The sequence below is a fragment of the Sorangiineae bacterium MSr11954 genome, assembly GCA_037157815.1.
Classification (GTDB): Bacteria; Myxococcota_A; Polyangia; order Polyangiales; family Polyangiaceae; genus Pendulispora; species Pendulispora albinea.
The window spans coordinates 90,735-108,057 of the sequence record CP089984.1 but is presented as its reverse complement, the minus strand read 5'-3'; the positions used below and the strand labels follow the sequence as shown (position 1 = coordinate 108,057).

At 65.9% G+C, this 17,323-nt stretch carries 13 protein-coding genes; 5 read left to right on the top strand and 8 right to left on the bottom strand.

The features are described 5' to 3' along the window. Nucleotides 1-84: 84 nt before the first annotated feature. Nucleotides 85-984, top strand: coding sequence for a phosphatase PAP2 family protein (locus LZC94_00435; GenBank protein ID WXB15745.1), 900 nt, complete (start codon nucleotides 85-87; stop codon nucleotides 982-984). Between the two features lie 2 nt (nucleotides 985-986). Here LZC94_00435 and LZC94_00430 read toward each other — a convergent pair whose 3' ends face one another. Then, nucleotides 987-1,451, bottom strand: a complete 465-nt coding sequence (locus LZC94_00430) for an SRPBCC domain-containing protein (protein WXB15744.1) — start codon at nucleotides 1,449-1,451, stop codon at nucleotides 987-989. Nucleotides 1,452-1,882: 431 nt separating this feature from the next. Between LZC94_00430 and LZC94_00425 the strand changes: the two genes are divergently transcribed. Both LZC94_00425 and LZC94_00420 read left to right on the top strand, forming a co-directional pair. Continuing rightward, entirely contained in the window at nucleotides 1,883-4,981 is a 3,099-nt protein-coding gene (locus LZC94_00425; protein ID WXB15743.1) for a GH92 family glycosyl hydrolase, read from the top strand. Between the two features lie 808 nt (nucleotides 4,982-5,789). Further along, the gene (locus LZC94_00420; GenBank protein ID WXB15742.1) at nucleotides 5,790-6,242 is read left to right on the top strand and encodes an acyl-CoA thioesterase; all 453 of its coding nucleotides are present in this window, start codon (nucleotides 5,790-5,792) and stop codon (nucleotides 6,240-6,242) included. Here LZC94_00420 and LZC94_00415 read toward each other — a convergent pair. From LZC94_00415 to LZC94_00400, 4 genes are all read right to left on the bottom strand, one after another. Beyond that, nucleotides 6,239-6,628, bottom strand: coding sequence for a cupin domain-containing protein (locus LZC94_00415; protein WXB15741.1), 390 nt, complete (start codon nucleotides 6,626-6,628; stop codon nucleotides 6,239-6,241). The two genes, LZC94_00420 and LZC94_00415, sit on opposite strands and share 4 nt — an antisense overlap. Before the next feature lie 64 nt (nucleotides 6,629-6,692). Further along, the gene (locus LZC94_00410; protein ID WXB15740.1) at nucleotides 6,693-7,517 is read right to left on the bottom strand and encodes a thioesterase domain-containing protein; all 825 of its coding nucleotides are present in this window, start codon (nucleotides 7,515-7,517) and stop codon (nucleotides 6,693-6,695) included. A gap of 51 nt (nucleotides 7,518-7,568) precedes the next feature. Beyond that, complete coding sequence (locus LZC94_00405) at nucleotides 7,569-7,856, bottom strand: phosphopantetheine-binding protein (protein ID WXB15739.1); 288 nt, start codon at nucleotides 7,854-7,856, stop codon at nucleotides 7,569-7,571. Between the two features lie 177 nt (nucleotides 7,857-8,033). Further along, nucleotides 8,034-9,017 (bottom strand): LysR family transcriptional regulator, encoded by a 984-nt coding sequence (locus tag LZC94_00400; GenBank protein ID WXB15738.1) that lies wholly within the window; start codon nucleotides 9,015-9,017, stop codon nucleotides 8,034-8,036. A gap of 36 nt (nucleotides 9,018-9,053) precedes the next feature. Here LZC94_00400 and LZC94_00395 point away from each other — a divergent pair, with 36 nt between their 5' ends. Then, nucleotides 9,054-9,725: a glutathione S-transferase N-terminal domain-containing protein gene (locus LZC94_00395; GenBank protein ID WXB15737.1), complete on the top strand. Its 672-nt coding sequence runs from the start codon at nucleotides 9,054-9,056 to the stop codon at nucleotides 9,723-9,725. A 71-nt stretch (nucleotides 9,726-9,796) separates the two neighbouring features. Next, a complete protein-coding gene (locus tag LZC94_00390) occupies nucleotides 9,797-10,453 on the top strand; it encodes a carbonic anhydrase (GenBank protein WXB15736.1) in 657 nt (218 codons plus the stop codon). 34 nt (nucleotides 10,454-10,487) lie between these two features. Here LZC94_00390 and LZC94_00385 read toward each other — a convergent pair whose 3' ends face one another. The 3 genes from LZC94_00385 to LZC94_00375 form a co-directional block, all read right to left on the bottom strand. Next, nucleotides 10,488-14,339 carry a GH92 family glycosyl hydrolase gene (locus LZC94_00385; GenBank protein ID WXB15735.1) on the bottom strand — a complete coding sequence of 1,284 codons (3,852 nt, stop codon included), beginning with the start codon at nucleotides 14,337-14,339 and terminating at the stop codon, nucleotides 10,488-10,490. A 364-nt stretch (nucleotides 14,340-14,703) separates the two neighbouring features. Next, entirely contained in the window at nucleotides 14,704-15,393 is a 690-nt protein-coding gene (locus LZC94_00380) for a Uma2 family endonuclease (GenBank protein ID WXB15734.1), read from the bottom strand. 75 nt (nucleotides 15,394-15,468) lie between these two features. Beyond that, nucleotides 15,469-17,241, bottom strand: a complete 1,773-nt coding sequence (locus LZC94_00375; GenBank protein ID WXB15733.1) for a glycoside hydrolase family 3 protein — start codon at nucleotides 17,239-17,241, stop codon at nucleotides 15,469-15,471. Nucleotides 17,242-17,323 lie beyond the last annotated feature (82 nt).

Below are 17,323 nucleotides of genomic sequence, written 5' to 3'. Positions count from 1 at the left end.
TCTGGGACAATGCCGCTCCGGGATCGCTCGAAACGACGTGCCGCGCACGCGATGGCCCTGTCCGCGGCATGTGCGATGCTCGCGGTGGCACACCCTGTCCATGCCGATTCATCCTCGCCCCGCATCGACGTGGCGCTGGTGCCCGATGGCGCCGTGATCGTGGGCTCGCTGCTCGGCACCTTGGCCATGTCGCGGCTCCCGGTCGCGAAGGGCCGCTGGCGCGAGGAGCTTCTCCCCTTCGACCTCGGAACGCGCGGGGTTTCCTCCGGTACGCACGCCGACATCAGCAACGGGATGATCACGTCCACCCTCGCGCTCCCGGTGCTCGCGGAGGTCGTACGCGGAGACGCCGATCGGCTCTCGAAAGGCGTCGTTTACGGCGAGGCGATGGCCATCGGTGCGTTTCTCAACGCCGTCGCCAAGTTCACCGTTCAGCGCCCGCGCCCGTACACCTACAGCACGAACCCATCCGTCGTGCGCTACGCCGCGCGCGAGGGCAACGAGTCCTACATCTCCTTCTACTCCGGGCACGCCACCACGGCGTTCGCGGCCGCCGTCAGCGGGAGCTACCTCTTTGCGTACGGCAACCCCAACACCGGATCGCGCGCGCTCATCTGGGGGCTCGAGATGGCCTTCGCCAGCGCCACCGCGACCGGCCGCGTTCGCGCGGGCAAGCACTTCCCCACCGACGTCGTCGTGGGGGCCGCCGTCGGTACGGGCATCGGCATCCTCGTTCCACGCGCGCACATGAGCGACCGCTCCGCCGTCGCCCTCGAGCCCGCGGAGTGGGCCGCCATCAGCGGAGGTCTCCTGCTCGGCACCGCCGCCATCGCATTCTTACCAGCCTTTGCGACCAAGCCCGCGCCGCGCAGCGAACCCCTCGGCGGCGACCCCCCGACGCCGGCGCGCGCCGGTGCGACGTGGGCGGTGGTGCCGACCTTCGCGCCGAGCGGCGCAGGCTTCTCGGTGCGCGGCACCTTCTGAGCTCAGCCCGCGGTCATCAACCCCGGCACGATCCCATTTCGATGCAGGCTGATGCCGTACTCCACATAAGCCTTCAAGTTGTTCATGAAATTGACCCAGCCCTCGATCTGCCCTGCCCAACGGAGCATCCCCTGCGCATCGGCTTTCCAGCCGCCGTCTTCGACGACCTTCACCGTCGTTTGATTCGGCCCCGTGGCCTCGAAGGTCAGCTTCACCGAGTTGTTCTCGCCCTCCCTCGGAGACCACACGAGGGCGATGGATTGGCCATCCACCACCTCCTTCACCCGAATCGAAAAAGGCTCGGTCGCGCCGAAATCTTCGAACTTCCAGACCACGTCCCGCCCGGTGGCAAGGCGCTCGCTGCCAAATGAAATGAAATACTGCGACATCTTCCGCGGATCGACCACCGCCTCGAAGACCTCATTCACCGGCTTGGAAATACGTATTCCCGTTGCTGCAACAAGCATGATGCTGCTCCTTCATCGATGGATGACATGCCGCCCCCGCGCTCCCCGAAGACGATCTTAGAACCGGCGCTTCAAAAATCAACCCAATGGTTGAATTTCAAACGCCGGCGTCCGGCGTCCGCTGCAGTCGGCTTTTGCACGCACATGGCCAAAAGCTCCCAGGGTCGGGCGCGCGACATTCTTTCGATCGTCTGACGCCGCGCAGCATGCAGCCTGAGCTTGCCGTGCGCTCCGATTCGACGTATCGCTCCTTTAGACCTCCGGGGCATCGCGCACGGGCAAGACAATGTATGACAACGTTGTCTACGCCTTCACACTTGCCGGAGATTGGGAAAGGACGAGCCATGCTGCATCTTCCCTTGAGAACGACAACGTTGTCAGAATTCCCCCGCGGGCTTTTTCGGCCACGCACCTCGTTGGGCTTTCTGGCCGTGGCCCTCGCGACCGCCGCCTGTTCGGCGAGCGATGACGCTTTCGACGGAGCAAATGTCGAAACGGCGTCCTCCGCGTCGTCCGCCGCCGCGGAGGACATCCCTTTGACCCAATACGTGAATCCCTTCATCGGCACCGATCCCGGCACCACGCCGCTGCCGCCCAGCTCCGGCGAGTCGACGGGAAATGACTATCCGGGCCCGGCGATGCCGTTCGGCATGGTGCAATTCAGCCCGGATACGCGCGTGGGATCGGCCACCGGATACCGCTATTCGGATACGTCCATTCAGGACTTCAGCCTCACCCATTTTGCGGGCGCCGGCTGTGACAACAATCAAGACATTCAAATCATGCCCATCACCGGGGCCGTCTCCACCTCGCCCGGCACCAGCTGGACCAGCTACGCGTCCGGATACACCAAGAGCAACGAGGCCGCCGCGCCGGGTTATTACAAAACACGTTTGGACAAATACTCCACCAACGTGGAAATAACGGCCACCACCCGCACGGGCATGGGCCGGTTGGTCTACCCCGCGACCAACGCGGCGCGCATCCTGATCAACACCAGCCGCAGCGCCACCGGCAGCCGCAATGGGTCGGTCAATGTGTCGGGCAACCAAGTCACCGGGCAGGTGACCTCGGGCAACTTCTGCGGCTCGGGCCACACCTTCCCCATCTACTTCGCCATTCAGTTCGATCGCGCCCCCGCCGGCTTCGGCACCTGGAACGGCGGCACGGTGAGCGACGGCTCGGCCAGCACCTCGGGCACCAACACCGGCGCGTATGTCACCTTCGACACGAGCGGCGGCGCGAGCACCGTGCAGTTCAAGGTGGCCATCTCCTTCGTCAGCGTGGCCAACGCGCAGCAAAACCTGACGACCGAGATCCCCGATTGGAACTTCGCGGGCGTGCGCGCGAACGCCGACAGCGCGTGGAACAAGCTGCTCAACCGCATTCAGGTGAGCGGCGGCTCGAACGACGATCTGCAAAAGTTCTATACGGCGCTCTACCACGTCTTCCAGAGCCCCAGCGTCTCCAGCGACGTCAATGGCCAATACCGCGGCTTCGACAACGCGACACATACCGCCAGCGGCATGACCGTTTATCAAAATTACTCCGGCTGGGACATTTACCGCTCCTGGGCCGCGCTGATGGGGCTCGTCGCGCCCGACGTGATGACCGACGTCGTCAAATCGATGGTCCTCGACGGGCAGCAAGGCGGATTGCTCCCCAAGTGGTCGAACCAGACGGTGGAAGACTTCATCATGACCGGCGATCCGGGGCCGATCATCGTCTCCAGCGCGTACGCGTTCGGCGTGCGCAATTTCGATACGGCGGCCGCGCTCGCGCTCATGGCCAAAGCTTCGAACGGCGGCACCATGCAGGGTAGCCCCATCCGCGGGCGGCAGAACGAGCTGATGAGCCTCGGGTTCATCCCCGGCAACGCGTCGGACTCGCTGGAGTACTCCGCGTCGGACTTCGCGGTGGCGCAGTTCGCCAAGGCGCTGGGCGATACGGCCAAATACGATACGCACATCGCGCGCGCGCAGTGGTGGGCCAACGTGTTCAGCACCGAGTCGAGCTACATCAACACGCGCAACTCCGACCGGAGCTGGGCGTTGCCGCTCGATCCCGGCAGCGACTCCAACTACACCGAGGGCAGCGCCGCCCAATACACGTGGATGATCACGTACAACTTCGCGTCGCTCATCGATCTGATGGGCGGGCCCGAGACGGCCGTGCAGCGCTTGGATCATCACTTTACGCGGGTGAACGAGGGGCACAACACGCCCTATTTCTGGATTGGCAACGAGCCCGAGCACGGGGTGCCCTGGGCGTACAACTTCGCGCGCCTCCCGGCGGGAGCGTCTTCGGCCGTGCGGCGGGTTATGAGCGAGGCGTTCCACACGGGGCCGGGCGGGCTACCGGGCAACGACGATCTGGGCGCGACCTCGGCGTGGTACATCTGGGCGGCGCTCGGCATGTACCCGGCGATCCCGGGCGCCGACGTGCTGGCGATGCATGGCTCGTCGTTCGACTCGATCCTCATCCAGCGCGCGGCCGGCAACATCCGCATCACCGGCGGCGGCGCTTCGCCGTACGTGCAAGGCGTGCAGGTCAACGGCGCATCGACGAGCCGGAGCTACCTGCGCTACCCGGACGTCGCCGCGGGCGGCACCATCGCGTTCACGATGGGCACCTCGCCCGGCAGCAGCTGGGGACGCGGCGCGGGCGACGTTCCGCCCTCCTTCAACGATGGCTGGACCCCGCCGCCGGCCGCGCCCAACCTCGGCCCGAACCTGGCGCGCGGCAAGTCCGCGAGCAGCTCCGCGCCGTGCGCCGCCTCGGAGTCGGCCGACAAAGCCTTCGACGGAAGCCTGCGCGGCAACAGCAAATGGTGCTCGTCCGTCGCCAACGCGTTCCTGCAGGTGGACCTGGGCTCGGCGCAAAACGTCTCGTCGTTCGTGATCAAGCACGCGGGCCTCGGCGGCGAGACCACGGGCTGGAACACGGGCGCGTACACCATTCAGACGAGCCTGGACAACTCCAACTGGACCACGGTCGCCACCATGAGCGGCAACCGTTCGAGCCACACCTTCTACCCCATCGCCAGCCGGCAAGCGCGCTATGTCAAGCTGACGGCCACCACGCCGGCCAACAATGGCAGCAACGCCGCCCGCATCTACGAGCTCGAAGTGTACGGAAGCACCTTCCCAACCGGCGCCGTAACGGGCCTCGCCGGCAAATGCCTCGACGTCAACCAAGGCAACCCCGCCAACGGCACCAAGGTGCAATTGTGGGACTGCAACACCTCCGGCGCACAACAATGGAGCCTGCTCGGCAACGGCACCTTACAAGCCGTGGGCAAATGCCTCGACGTGGCCACCAGCGGCACCGCCAACGGCACCAAGGTGCAATTGTGGGACTGCAACGCTTCCGGCGCGCAACAATGGGTTGCGGGCCCCAACGGCTCCTTGCGCAATCCGCAATCCGGACGTTGCCTGGACGTCCCCAACAGCACCACGACGAACGGTACGCAGCTCCAAATCTACGACTGCAACAACACCGACGCCCAGCGCTGGGCGCTGCCACACTGACGGCCTCGCCGTCGAGGCGTTCGCGGACGCCGTAGCGGGCTACCGCCGGGGCGTTCGTGGACGCCGTAGCGGGTTACTGCCGGGGCGTTCGCGGGCGGCCTCAGTAAGAGGGTTAACCGCAAGGGCGCCAGGAGCGCTACCGAGGGTCGCTATGAAAATTTCTTTGTTCTTCCTCACGGTTTCCCCGTCGAAGAAAACAAAAAATGCCCACCTCAGCGAGCCTCGATAGCGCCCCTGGCGCCCTTGCGGTTTACTCCCGCACCCCCGCCGCCGTCCAATCCCGGCCGCGACGAGTCCACCCCGCCCCAGGCGGTTTACTCCCGCACCCCGCGGTCCAATCCCGCGCCCTGACGATCCCGCCCCAGGCGGTGTTCCTCCCGCACCCGCCGCGCTCCCATCCCGCGCCCTGACGATTCCACCCCGCCCCAGGCGGTTTACTCCCGCACCCCGTGGTCCGATCCCGCGCCCTGGCGATCCCGCCCCCGGCGGTGTTCCTCCCGCACCCCGTGGTCCGATCCCGCGCCCTGACGATCCCGCCCCCGGCGGTGTTCCTCCCGCACCCCGTGGTCCGATCCCGCGCCCTGACGATCCCGCCCCCGGCGGTGTTCCTCCCGCACCCCGTGGTCCAATCCCGCGCCCTGACGATCCCGCCCCCGGCGGTGTTCCTCCCGCACCCCGTGGTCCAATCCCGCGCCCTGACGATCCCGCCCCAGGCGGTGTTCCTCCCGCACCCCGTGGTCCGATCCCGCGCCCTGACGATTCAATCCCCACGCCCGGCAGCGCCCATCGCTGCCATAGTGAACCGACCATGCCCGTCGAAACCGCCGATCGCTACCGTTGGTTCTGCCCCATCACCACGCGCTGGATGGATAACGACGTGTACGGGCACGTCAACAACGTCACGTACTACAGTTATTTCGATACCGCCGCGAACCTGTTTCTCATCCGCGAAGGCGGCCTCGATATCGCCGCGAGCCCCGTCATCGGGGTCGTCGTCGAATCGCACTGCAACTACCGCGAGGCCGTCGCCTACCCGGAGTCGCTTCGCGCGGGGCTGCGGGTCGACAAGCTCGGCAATCGATCCGTCACGTACGGCATCGGCATTTTTCGCGAGCGTGCGGCGCAAGATGCCGCCGCTTGCGCGCATGGGCACTTCGTGCACGTCTTCGTGGACCGGGCCACGCGAAAGCCCGTCCCCATTCCCGATGCGATTCGACGGGCGCTCGCGACCCTCACGACGAGCGCGGTCTCGAACGACTAACGCTCGGTGCCGGCTTCGAGCGGGCGCAGCTGCTCGTCGAGGGAGCGGGTTTTGTCGGTGACGACGTCGCCCGTGTGCAGGGTCGATTTGCGTTCGATGAGGAGGATGTGGCACTCGCTGTCGGCCACCGGGTTGTGGCGGACGCCCTTGGGGACCACGTACATTTCGCCTTCGCGCAGCTCGACGGCCTCGTGCTCCAGCTCGATGCGAAGGTGACCCTTCAGCACCAGGAACAACTCGTCTTCGTTGTCGTGGCTATGCCAGGTGAGGGAGCCCTGCAGCTTGGCGACTTTGATGTACGCATCGTCGACCTCGCCTACCACGCGCGGTGACCAGTGTTCCACGAGCGAGGCGGCGACTTCTTTGAGCGAGACAGCTTTGGCCATGGCGAACCACGTTAGGGGCGAACCCCGCCCCCGGCAATCTGGGAAGCCCGCGTGCACCCGCCGGCTACGGACGCATTCCGCTGCCGCGCACGTAGCGGCGGGTCGGGCCCGATTCGGGGGTGGGGATGGGGCGCTGGGTGAGGCACTCCCGCAGGAGCGCCAGGAAGTAGTCCTCGTGCGACTTGATGAACGAGTGCCCGCCGGCGACTTGGCGGATGTTGAAGTAGGTGGACGTGTAGCGGCCCCACTCCAGAAGATCGCCCCACGACACGTGGGGATCGTCTTTGCCGCCGATGGCGTGAATGGGTACTCGGATATCGGTGATGTCCCCCTCCCATGTTTCCAGCGCCTCCAGATCGGCACGGATGGTCGGTAGGAAGGCGTCGAGGATATCGGGTTTGCTCACCAATCCGTCGGGCAAGGTATCGAGCTGCTGCAGCGCATCCACCAGCTCGTTGCGCGAGAGCAGGTACATGGGGCAGCGCCGGCGCGATGGCACGTGCGGTGCGGCGCTCCCGGACACGATGAGGCACGATGCGCGCTTGCCGCGGCGGGCGAGGGCGCGGGCGGCCTCGAGGGCGGCGACCGCGCCCATGTTGTGCCCGTAGAGCGCAAAGGGCATATCGATGCGGACGTCGATGGCGTCGACCGCATAATCCACGACTTGGGACAGGCGCCGGAGCGGCGGGACACCAAAGAGCCTCCCGCGGCCGGGCAGCTCGATGGCCGAGATGGCCGTGCGGGGGATGGACTCCGACCAGTTCTTAAACGAGACCGAGCTCCCTCCCGCGAAGGGAAAACAAAAGAGCCGCATCACCGGTGAGCCCAGGCTTCCAAAGGTGACGATCGAACGACGGCTCGACGCGGGTTGCTCGGAGGACGTGCTCATGGGCAAGCTCGCTTTCCAGGTGCTGCTGTTGCGGCTACGGAGGCCGCGGAGTTACTCATGGCGTCCCATCATCGCGCGCAGTCGCTTCGCGAGGCCGTTGGGGGTGGGGTTCGCCTGCAGCTCCGAAATGGGAATTTCGATCTCGAAGCGGCTCTCCAGATCGGCCAGCAGCCGGGCGCCGGTGGCCTCCGTTCCGCCCAGCTGGAAGTAGTCGTCGTCGCGCGAGAACCGGCGAAGGTCCAACGTCTTGGCAAAGCCCTCGTACACGGCCGCCTCGACGTCCTCTCCGCTGGGAAATTCACCGGTCGCCAGCATGTCACGCCCTCTGTCGATCGTCATCGCTCGCATCGGCGTAGGTCACGTTCGTCTACGGAGCCAGAAATAGATTATTCCTCGGCCCCCGATGCAACCCCAATTTTGATGACATGCGCTCATCCACGCACAGCGGCATATCCCGATAACGTCCAGGATGTCGTATCCGTGAGGAAGGGTGTTGCCCTGGAACGTTTTCGATGTTTACGCAACAACCATTTCCGCCTGAGGTGTCGCTTTTTCCATTTTTTCTATTTTTTCCGCGGGCTTCGATGTCCGTTTACCGAGCCGAGCCGCGCCGGGATCGTGGCGGCGCAGGACGCGGGCGAGCGCTTGCAAGGCGGGCAACATGGCTCGATTGCGCGCATGGGCCAAAGACCATGTGCGATGAAGCCCGGCGCGCGTGATTCGCCGCGCCACGATCGCACCGGATGCGATGTACGGGGCTGCGCTCCAGTGGGCAAACACCGAAATACCCAAGTTGGCCGCGACCATCTCCAAAATGGCTTCGGTGAGCGGGACACGCAGGGTGCGGCGTGGCTCCACCCCTGCGGGGCCCAGGATCTGGCGCAGAATGAGGATCTGTTCGGCCGGTAGGTCGTAGGTGAACAGGGTCTCGCCCGCGAAGTGGCGCGGCTCCAGGTGCGGGCGCGACGCCAGCGGATGCGAAGGGTGCATCACGCACACCAGCTCGTCCTCGAACAGCGGAATGGTGGCGAGGCGCCGATCGCGGGTCGGGACGGCGATGAAGGCGGCGTCGATTTCATCGCGGAGCAGCGCTTCGAGCGGCCTTCGCGTGGCCTCGAGGACGATGCGCACCTCGAGCTCCGGCTGCGCGCGGTGCAGCTCGGGGAAGGCCGAGGGCAGCCAGCGGTAGCACGTGTAGCACTCGGTCGCGATGCGAAGCACCGGGGCCTCGCGCGGGTTGCGGGCCACGTCTTCCTCCAGCGCGCGGAGCTCTTCGAGCATGGGGCCGGCCGTGCGGAGGATCCGCTGTCCGGCGCTCGTGGGGGTCATGCGCTTCTTGGCGCGGGAGAAGAGCTCGACCCCCAGCCGCGCCTCCAGCTCGACCAGCTGACGGCTCACCGCCGACTGCGTGAGGTGGAGCGCGGAGGCCGCGCCGGTGACGGTGCCGCACTCGGCGACGGTCTGAACGAGGCGGAGGTGGCGGACGTCGAGCGCGTTCATGATGCATGATCATTGCTCATACACCGTATGCTGACAATGCGTTTTCCTTCTGCATCGTCTTGGGCCACCTTGTGCGGCATGGACACGCTCTATTACTCGCCCGGCGCATGTTCCTTCGTTGCCCACGTGGCCCTGGAGGAGATTGGCCGGCCCTTCGAGACCATCGCCGTTCCCATCGACGAGGGCGCGCACAAGCGCCCGGAGTACCTCGCCATCAACCCGCACGCGCGCGTGCCCGCCCTTCGCACGGAGGGCGCGGTGGTCACCGAGCTGGGCGCCATTTTGAGCTACCTCGCCGACCGCGAGCCCGCGGCCAAGCTGGCGCCGCCGCCCGGGACCCTCGCACGCGCCCGCTTTCAAGAGTGGCTCTCGTGGCTGGCCAGCAGCGTGCACATCGCGTTCGCGCAGATCTGGCGCGGCGAGCGCTTCTCGGACGATACGGGCACGCACCCCACCATCGCCGAGACCGGACGCCGCACGGTGCGCGCGTACTACGCGGAGATCGACGCGAAGCTCGGCGATCGTCCGTACGCGCTCGAGAGCTACAGCGCGGTGGACCCGTACCTCACCAACTTCTACCGATGGGGGCACCGCATCGGCGAGCCCATGGGTGGTTATCGTTCGCTCGAGCGCCTCGCGCACACGGTCGCGGCCCGCCCCGCTGCCCAGCGCGCCTTTGCGCGCGAAAGGACCAGCTTGACCGGCTGACGGCCCCGCGCTCCCAGCCCGCTACACCGCCATTGCGGCGGGTGAACGCTCCATGCGACCCTTCGAGCGCCATGATCGAGAAGCTCGTCAAAGGGATCCACTCGTTTCAGACAGGCTATTTCGCCAAGCACCAGGGGCTCTTCGAAGAGCTCTCCACCGAGGGCCAAAGACCGGAAGCCTTGTTCGTGACCTGCTCCGACTCGCGGGTCGTTCCATCGCTCATCACGAACTCGGCGCCGGGCGATCTGTTCATCGTCCGCAACATCGGAAACGTGATCCCGAGCCCCGACCTGCCGGGGGGCACCGCCGCCGCGTTGCAGTACGCGGTGGAGGTGCTGGAGGTCCAGAACATCATCGTGTGCGGCCACACGCAGTGCGGCGCGATCGCGGCCCTCCTCAACCCCGAGAACATGGAGAAGCTGCAGTACGTGCGAAAGTGGCTCGCCCAAGCCGCGGATCTCCGCACGGTGATCGAGGGCCGCTACGGCCACCTCGCGCCCGAGGCGAAGCTCACCGCCGCGGTGGAGGAGAACGTGCTCGTGCAGCTCGAGCACCTGCGCGCCTATCCCTTCGTGTCCGAGCGACTGGAGGCGGGCAAGCTCCGTCTCATGGGCTGGGTCTTCGAGCTCGCGACCGGCAAGGTCTTCAACTACGACCCGCACCAGGACGAGTTCACCGTGCTGGCCGACCCCGACGACCCCGACGGAGGCGGCGCCAAACCCCGGTGAACCCGTCCTGCAAGGACGAGTCGCGCTCGCTCGCCTAGTTCGCGAGGAGCTCCACCTCACCGAGCGCCGTCGTCGCGGCGGTGCTCCTGGTGATCCGGATCCGGTAATACGTGTAGGTTGCACCCGTATCGGGGACCTTGAAGGCGCGCGTCTGCGAGCGCCACGCGAAGGTCTGCGCGGTGCGCGGGTCGAGCGGGGTCCATGCGGTGCCGTCGCTCGAGCCCTCGAGGACCCAATCGGTGGGATCGCCGCCGGCCGCGTCCTTGCTCGAGGTCAAGCTGTAGAAGCGGACCCGCTCGCCGCCGGCCGTCTTGCACTGGACCCACGGGGTGGCGCTGGCGAAGACCACCGGCGCGGTGGCGGAGCTATCGTCGAAGAGGCGGGCGACGTCGGTGGCGTCGCCTCCGTCGGCGCTCGTACCCCCGGTGCACGCGGAGCTGACGTCGTGGAGCGGGCGCGCGACCTCGTCGCCGCGGGTGATGGAGGGCGGCACGTCCGCTTCACCGGTTCCCCAGCTCGAAGGGCGGGGGCCCATCTCGAAGTCCAGAACGGCGCCTTTGGCCAAGAGCGCGTGCGGCAAATACGTCTTGGTGTAGGGCACCCCGTTCACGCGCAGGCTCTGCACGTACACGTTCTGGGGGCCGTTCTTTCGCGCGCGGATGACGATGCGCCGCCCGTTCTCGAGTTGAACCGTCGCCCGCGTGAACAGCGGGGAGCCGATCACGTACGTGGGGCTGCCCACTTGCAGCGGGTAGAACCCGAGCGCGCTGAAGATGCCCCACGACGAGGTCGCGCCATTGTCCTCGTCCCCCAAGTACCCCTGGCCGATGTTGCTGCCGACGAAGAGACGCGCCATGGCCTCGCGCACCTTCTCCTGTGTCTTCCAGGGCTGGCCCGTGTACACGTACATGTACGGGATGTGAAACGACGGCTGGTTGCTCAAGCCGAGCTGCCCCATGCGAACATCGCGCGCCTCGAGCATCTCGTGGATGGTGCCGCCGTACGATCCGGGGAAGGTCGCGGTCTCCGGGGTGGCGAAGAACGCATCCAGCTTCGAGGCGAGCTTGTCGCGCCCGCCGTAGAGGTTGGCGAGGCCTTGCCCGTCGTAGGCGGGATCGAAGGTGGTATTCCACCCGTTGGTCTCCGTGTAGTCATGGCCCCACTCGCGCGGATCGTAGCTCTCCTTGGGCACGCGCCAGGCGCCGCTCGCCGAGCGTCCTTGGAAGAAGCCGATGCTCGGATCGAACAGGTTCACGTAGTTCTGCGCGCGGCTGAGGAAGTACTCGGCGTTCTCCACGTACTCCTGATGACGCGGATCGCCGGGATCGCGGCTCAGCGCCTTGGCCATGTTGGCGATGCCGAAGTCGTTGAGGTAGCCGGCCATCGCCCACGAGAGCCCCGCGTCGGTCGACGTGGGCGTGTACCCGAGGAAGATCGAGCGCTCATTGCCTTTGCGCCCCACGTGCCGATCGGGCGTCGCCACCGTGGCGTTCCTCAGCGCCGCATCGTACGCCGCCTTGGCGTCGAAGTTGGTCACCCCGCGCAGGTAGGCGTCGGCGAACGCCACGTCCGAGCTGGTGCCGGTCATCAAATCCGCATAGCCGGGCGACGACCAACGCGCGATCCAGCCGCCCTGGCGGTACTGCTCCACGAACCCGTCGATCATCTCGCCGGCGTCCGAGGGCGTGAGCAGCGCATACGCGGCCCACGTGGAGCGGTACGTATCCCAGAACCCATTGTTCACGTACACCTTGCCGTCGACGACGGTCGGGGGCGCCCCGGCCGGAGGATCGACATTCGGAGGCGCCGCCACCGGGCTCGCATATTGGTATCCGCCCTTGGAGCCTTTGCCCGTCTTTTCGTATCCGGAGTTCGGATACAGAAACAGCCGGTACAAGTTCGAATACAGGGTGGTGAGCTGATCGGGGCTGGCGTCGTCCACCTCCACCACGCCGAGCTTCGCGTCCCAGAGCCGCCGCGCGCGCTCCTTGATCGCATCGAACGTGTCGTTCGGTCCGATCTCCTGCAGGAGGTTCTGCTTGGCTTGCTCCAGGCTGATGAGCGAGGTGGCGATCCGCATGGTGACCGTCCGATTGCCCTCCTCCACGCCAAATCGGAAATAGCCGGTCACGTTCGCGCCGCCGCCGCCGGGCAGCTTCCCGCTGGCGATCACCGGCCGGTCGAAGGTGGCATACACGAACATGCGCGTGGCGCCCGTCGATAGCCCGCTTCGATGATCGGAATAGCCGCTCACGGTGCCGCTGCCCGCGTCGAGCGTGAGGCCGCCGCTGTCGTTGATGTTGTCGAAGATCAGGTTCGCGTCGTCGCCGGTGAAGGTGAAACGGAACATCGCCGCGTGATCGGTGGGCGCGATCTCCGCCCGCAGCCCATTTTCGAATGTCACGCCGTAATAGTGCGCGCGCGCCACCTCGTTCTCGTGCCGGAACGGCAGCTTGCGCGCGTTGCGGTCCGCGTCCGGCGCGCCGCTGGCGGTCGACGGCATCACCTGGAAGCTCTGTCGGTCGCCCATCCAGGGGCTCGGCTCGTGGCTGAGGCTCAGGGCCTGCAACGCCGGCAGGTTGTCGGCGTTGTTGCTGCGGTGGTAGCTGTAAAGCCAGCTGTTGGAGCCGGCGTTGGTCACCGGGGTCCAGAAGTTGAACCCGTGCGGCACCGCCGTGGCCGGGAAATTGTTGCCGCGCGAGAAGCCGCCGCTCGAGTTGGTGCCGCGGGTGGTGAGCACCCAGTCCGAGGGCCTCCTGTGCCGCGGCGAAGCCGGGTGCCCCGCGAGGGTGATATCGTCGATGTAGCCGCCAAACGCCGTGTTGGGGGCGCCGTTGGGGTTGTCGTACGCCACCAGGATGCGCTTGATCCGCTTGCCCGCGGCGACCTCGCCAATCTTCGATACTTTGTAGTTCCAGTCGTTCGTATAGAGGGTCTTCGACTCCCCTTGCGCGCGCGGGCTCAAGACGGCCGCGTGCTGATCCAACGCGCCGAGCTGGCTGAGGTACGTGCCGTCCGAGAACGCGAGATCGACGGCCGCGTACGTGCTCGCATACGTCAAATCGCCTTCCACGAAGCTCGGGAAGATCAGGTACGAGAGCTCGGTGTGCGGTGTCACCACCACGTCCACGTCGAAGACTTTGTTGTACGAGTACACGCGCCCGCTGCCCGTGTGCGTGCCGCCGTACTCGAGCCCGCGCACCCCCGTGAACCCCACGCGCGTCTTGGCGTTGTACGAGCTGGTGGGCCCCCTGCCCGTGGCCGAGCGCATCTCGTCGGTGGGCGGCGGCACATTGTCTCCGTTGGAGATTTGCAGCTCCGCCAGCTGCACGATGTTGCCGCTATGGTTGGCGGTGATCTTCAATCGATAATGAAGGTACGCGGTGGTGTTCGTGAACTCGAACTGACGCGTCTCGAAGCGCCCGCCGAAGCTTTGATCCGTGCGCCGATCGAGATCGACCCACGTGTCACCATCGTGCGAGCCTTGAAATGTCCAGTCCTTGGGATCGCGCTCGGGGGCATCGTTCGCCGAGGCCAAGGCGTAGCGCACGATCGCGACGGGCGCCGCGAGCTTGTAGGCGACCCAACCCGTGCTCTCGAAGGCGAGCCACTTCGATCGAACGTCGCCGTCGCTCAGGTTGTCCGCGATCTCCCCCGCGCTCGTGTGTTCTTTGCTGGCCGTGACGGCGACGACTTGGTCGGTCACATTGCCGGGAATGCCCGTGGGCTTGGGACCCGTGATGCCCAAAGCCTTTTTGGCGCCGCCAGGTCCCGTCTCCACCGTGTTCGTCCACGTGGGTTGCGGGTCTTTGGCTTCGAGGGACGAGAAAAACTCCGTCTTGCGGCGAAAGGCTGCGCCTTCGTCCGTGACAACGTTGTCAGTCAACGATTCCGTTTCGGGATCCGAGGGCTGCGATCCGGGATCGCTCGAGGAACAGCCGATGAAAGCTACAAGCGGGGCGAGGGTGAGGCGAAGTCGGCGAAAATTCATCTGGGGCCTCCAGTGGGGCATTACGCTAGCGAAAAAGGCAGCTTAATGAAATGCGACCGATGGCGCCTCCCTCCGAGGCGCTTCGCCGCCCGAGGCGCGCCCTCCTTCCCTCCAAGGCGCGCCTCCCTCCGAGGGAGCTAAAAGGCTTGGCCCTTCTGGGGCAAATTGACGCTGCACGTCATTCGCAGCAAAAACGACTTCTTACGTGGGGCTTCGTAAGCTGGAATGACGCGCAGCGCCTTTGCGGGGGGTGCTGGAGTCAGCCGCCCTTTTGACGGAGCAGCTCTTCGAGCTCGCGCACGCGGGCTTCGGCGGCTTCGAGCGCCTTTGCCTTTGCTTCGAGCTCGCTCGGCACCAGGTTTCCGTCGAGGTCGACGAGGCGCAAACCAAACGGCGCCCCTGGGATCGGCGCGACCACCCATGTGAGCTGCAAGGTCGCGCAAGGCGTCGTGTCGTTTTCGATCTCCCGTTCTACGAGATCTTCCTCGATGAGGTCCCAAACGCGGAGCCTTGCCCCCTCGGGTTTCTCCGGATCGAAACAAACCAACTCCTGGACGCCGAGCTCGTGGTAGCGCTCGAGCCTCTGGTCCCAATCCAGCCATTCGAAGTCGTTCGAGCGGATGATTTCGACCGCGAGTTGAGGGACGCCCCCGCACTCCCACGTCTTCCAGGACCGAAAATCGCCTTGCGGCTGGTCGAGTCGCACGAGCACGTCGGGCGCCACGCAGCACTTTGGATTGCGTGGATTCCAGTAGACGAATCTCCCGGAGTGCACCGAGTGCCCATCACCCAGCGTGAAGCGCAGCACTCCAGAGAGGAACGTGCGTATCCCCAGATGGGTCGAGGACTCGGGTACCTCGATGAAGTCTGGAAAATACAACGGGACCGGCGCTCGAACATGGCGCACGTGCGATAGATCGGGGTGCTTCGGGAGCGGATTCTGGGTCATCGGTGGAAACCTCTCTCCCGCTTCCCCGCCATCCCTTTTACCGCACGCGCTCCGCGATGTCCACGCGAGCCGAGCTCACCACGTCAGCCCGTGACCCAGCGGATACCGCTCCGTGTTCGGATCGTTGCTCGCAGGGATCGACACCGGGAGCTTTCCGACCGGCGCGACCTCGCCCAAGAGCACCTTGGCCGTCGACTCCATGGAGCCCGTGGAGCTCGAATACGTGGCGAGCCACGCGGGCGCTCGATCGACGTAGGCCGCATCGTACGGGTTTCGCACGGCCACGGCGACGACCGGCTTGTTCGTGGCCACGAGCGACTGCACGAGCTTCTGTTGTGCGGCGTTCGTGCTCATGCCGCTGGTGAGCACGATCACGGCGTCGGATTGGTTCGCGGCGCTCACCGCGTCGGCGATGACGGCATCGCTCGGCGTGGTGCCCGTCGGCTTGGACGTGGCGCGCGAGCCGCGCGACTGGAGCGATGCGGCGAGGGCTGGAACGGCGACGGTGCTGGCGCCGGCGACCAAGACATTGGCCGGGGGCGCGCGGAACGGGAGCAGGTTGCCCTCGTTGCGAAGGACGGTCACCGTGCGATCCGTGATGCGCGCGGCGTCGGCGAGGTGATCGGGCGCGCCCACCGTCTCCAAGACGTCATCTTCATCCACCAGCGGCCGGATCACGATGCCGCGCCGGAACTTGGCTTCGAGCACGCGCTTGACGCTCTGCTCGATGCGCGCCTCGGTGAGCCTGCCCGATTGAACCGCGGCGAGCACGCTTCGAATGGCGCCGGGGAGATCCTTGGGCATCAGGAGCTGGTCCACGCCGGCCTCGAGCGCCAGCACGGGAATTTCGGAGTCGGGGTGCATCTTGCGCACGCCCTCCATTTCGAGCGAGTCGGTGATGATCAGGCCCTTGTAGCCAAGGTCGTCGCGCAGAAGCCCCGTGACGATGGCGCGCGACAACGTCGAGGGCTCGCCGGAGGGGTCGATCTTGGGCACGCGAATGTGCGCCGTCATGATGGCGTCGATGCCCGCTTGGGCGGCCGCGCGGAACGGTACGGCCTCGATACGCGACCACTCCTCCTTGGTGCGCTCGATCTTCGGGAGGGTCGAGTGGCTATCCTCGGAGGTATCACCATGCCCGGGGAAGTGCTTGGCGGTGGCGGAGACCGTTTGCAAGACATTCCACGAGCGCTGGTAGCCTTCGACCTGAGCGGTGACGAACTGCGCGGTCAGCGCGGGATCGCTCGAAAAGGAGCGAACGCCAATCACGGGATTCGCGGGGTTGGAATTGACATCGGCGTCGGGTGCGAAGTCCACGTTCACCCCCATGGCGCGAAGCTCATTTCCGGTGATGCGCGCGGCGGTCTTGGCGTCATCCGCGTTGCGGCTCGCACATACCGCCATGTTGCCAGGAAATGCCGTGGCCGGCGGGCCAATGCGGGTGACCAAACCTTGCTCCTGATCCGTGGCGATGAAGAGCGGAATACGGACCCCCGTCCGCAGGGCCGCGCGCTGCAATCCGTTGGAGAAGGCGGCGATTTGTTTGGGATTGTCGATGTTGTCCCGGACATCATTGTTGAAATAGATGATTCCACCGGGACGGTAGTGCTCGACCACCTTGGCGGGCGTATCCTCTTTAAAGGCTTCCTGATTCTTGGGATCCACCGCGTCGGCCGATTGACCGTAGATGTAGGTGACGAATAGCTGGCTGACCTTGTCCTCGAGCGACATCCTCCGCATGGTCGCCGAAACCCATAGGTTCAATTCTTGTTCGCTCATCCCCTGCGGCGGCTCCGCCACGGGCTCCGCGTCGGATGTACAGCCTGCAACGGACAGCGCTAATCCCATGAGCCACGCGTGACGGGACAACGAAGCGAGACGCGACGAACGAGACGAGGAAAACGAATCAAGGCGAGAAAGACGAACGAGC

Coding starts and splice junctions, on each gene's coding strand:
- LZC94_00415 (WXB15741.1), bottom strand. CDS start 6,628: ATGGCCAAAGCTGTCTCGCTCAAAGAAGTCGCCGCCTCGCTCGTGGAA.
- LZC94_00380 (WXB15734.1), bottom strand. CDS start 15,393: ATGACCCAGAATCCGCTCCCGAAGCACCCCGATCTATCGCACGTGCGC.
- LZC94_00395 (WXB15737.1), top strand. CDS start 9,054: ATGCGTTTTCCTTCTGCATCGTCTTGGGCCACCTTGTGCGGCATGGAC.
- LZC94_00420 (WXB15742.1), top strand. CDS start 5,790: ATGCCCGTCGAAACCGCCGATCGCTACCGTTGGTTCTGCCCCATCACC.
- LZC94_00400 (WXB15738.1), bottom strand. CDS start 9,017: ATGAACGCGCTCGACGTCCGCCACCTCCGCCTCGTTCAGACCGTCGCC.
- LZC94_00430 (WXB15744.1), bottom strand. CDS start 1,451: ATGCTTGTTGCAGCAACGGGAATACGTATTTCCAAGCCGGTGAATGAG.
- LZC94_00410 (WXB15740.1), bottom strand. CDS start 7,517: ATGAGCACGTCCTCCGAGCAACCCGCGTCGAGCCGTCGTTCGATCGTC.
- LZC94_00405 (WXB15739.1), bottom strand. CDS start 7,856: ATGACGATCGACAGAGGGCGTGACATGCTGGCGACCGGTGAATTTCCC.
- LZC94_00375 (WXB15733.1), bottom strand. CDS start 17,241: ATGGGATTAGCGCTGTCCGTTGCAGGCTGTACATCCGACGCGGAGCCC.
- LZC94_00390 (WXB15736.1), top strand. CDS start 9,797: ATGATCGAGAAGCTCGTCAAAGGGATCCACTCGTTTCAGACAGGCTAT.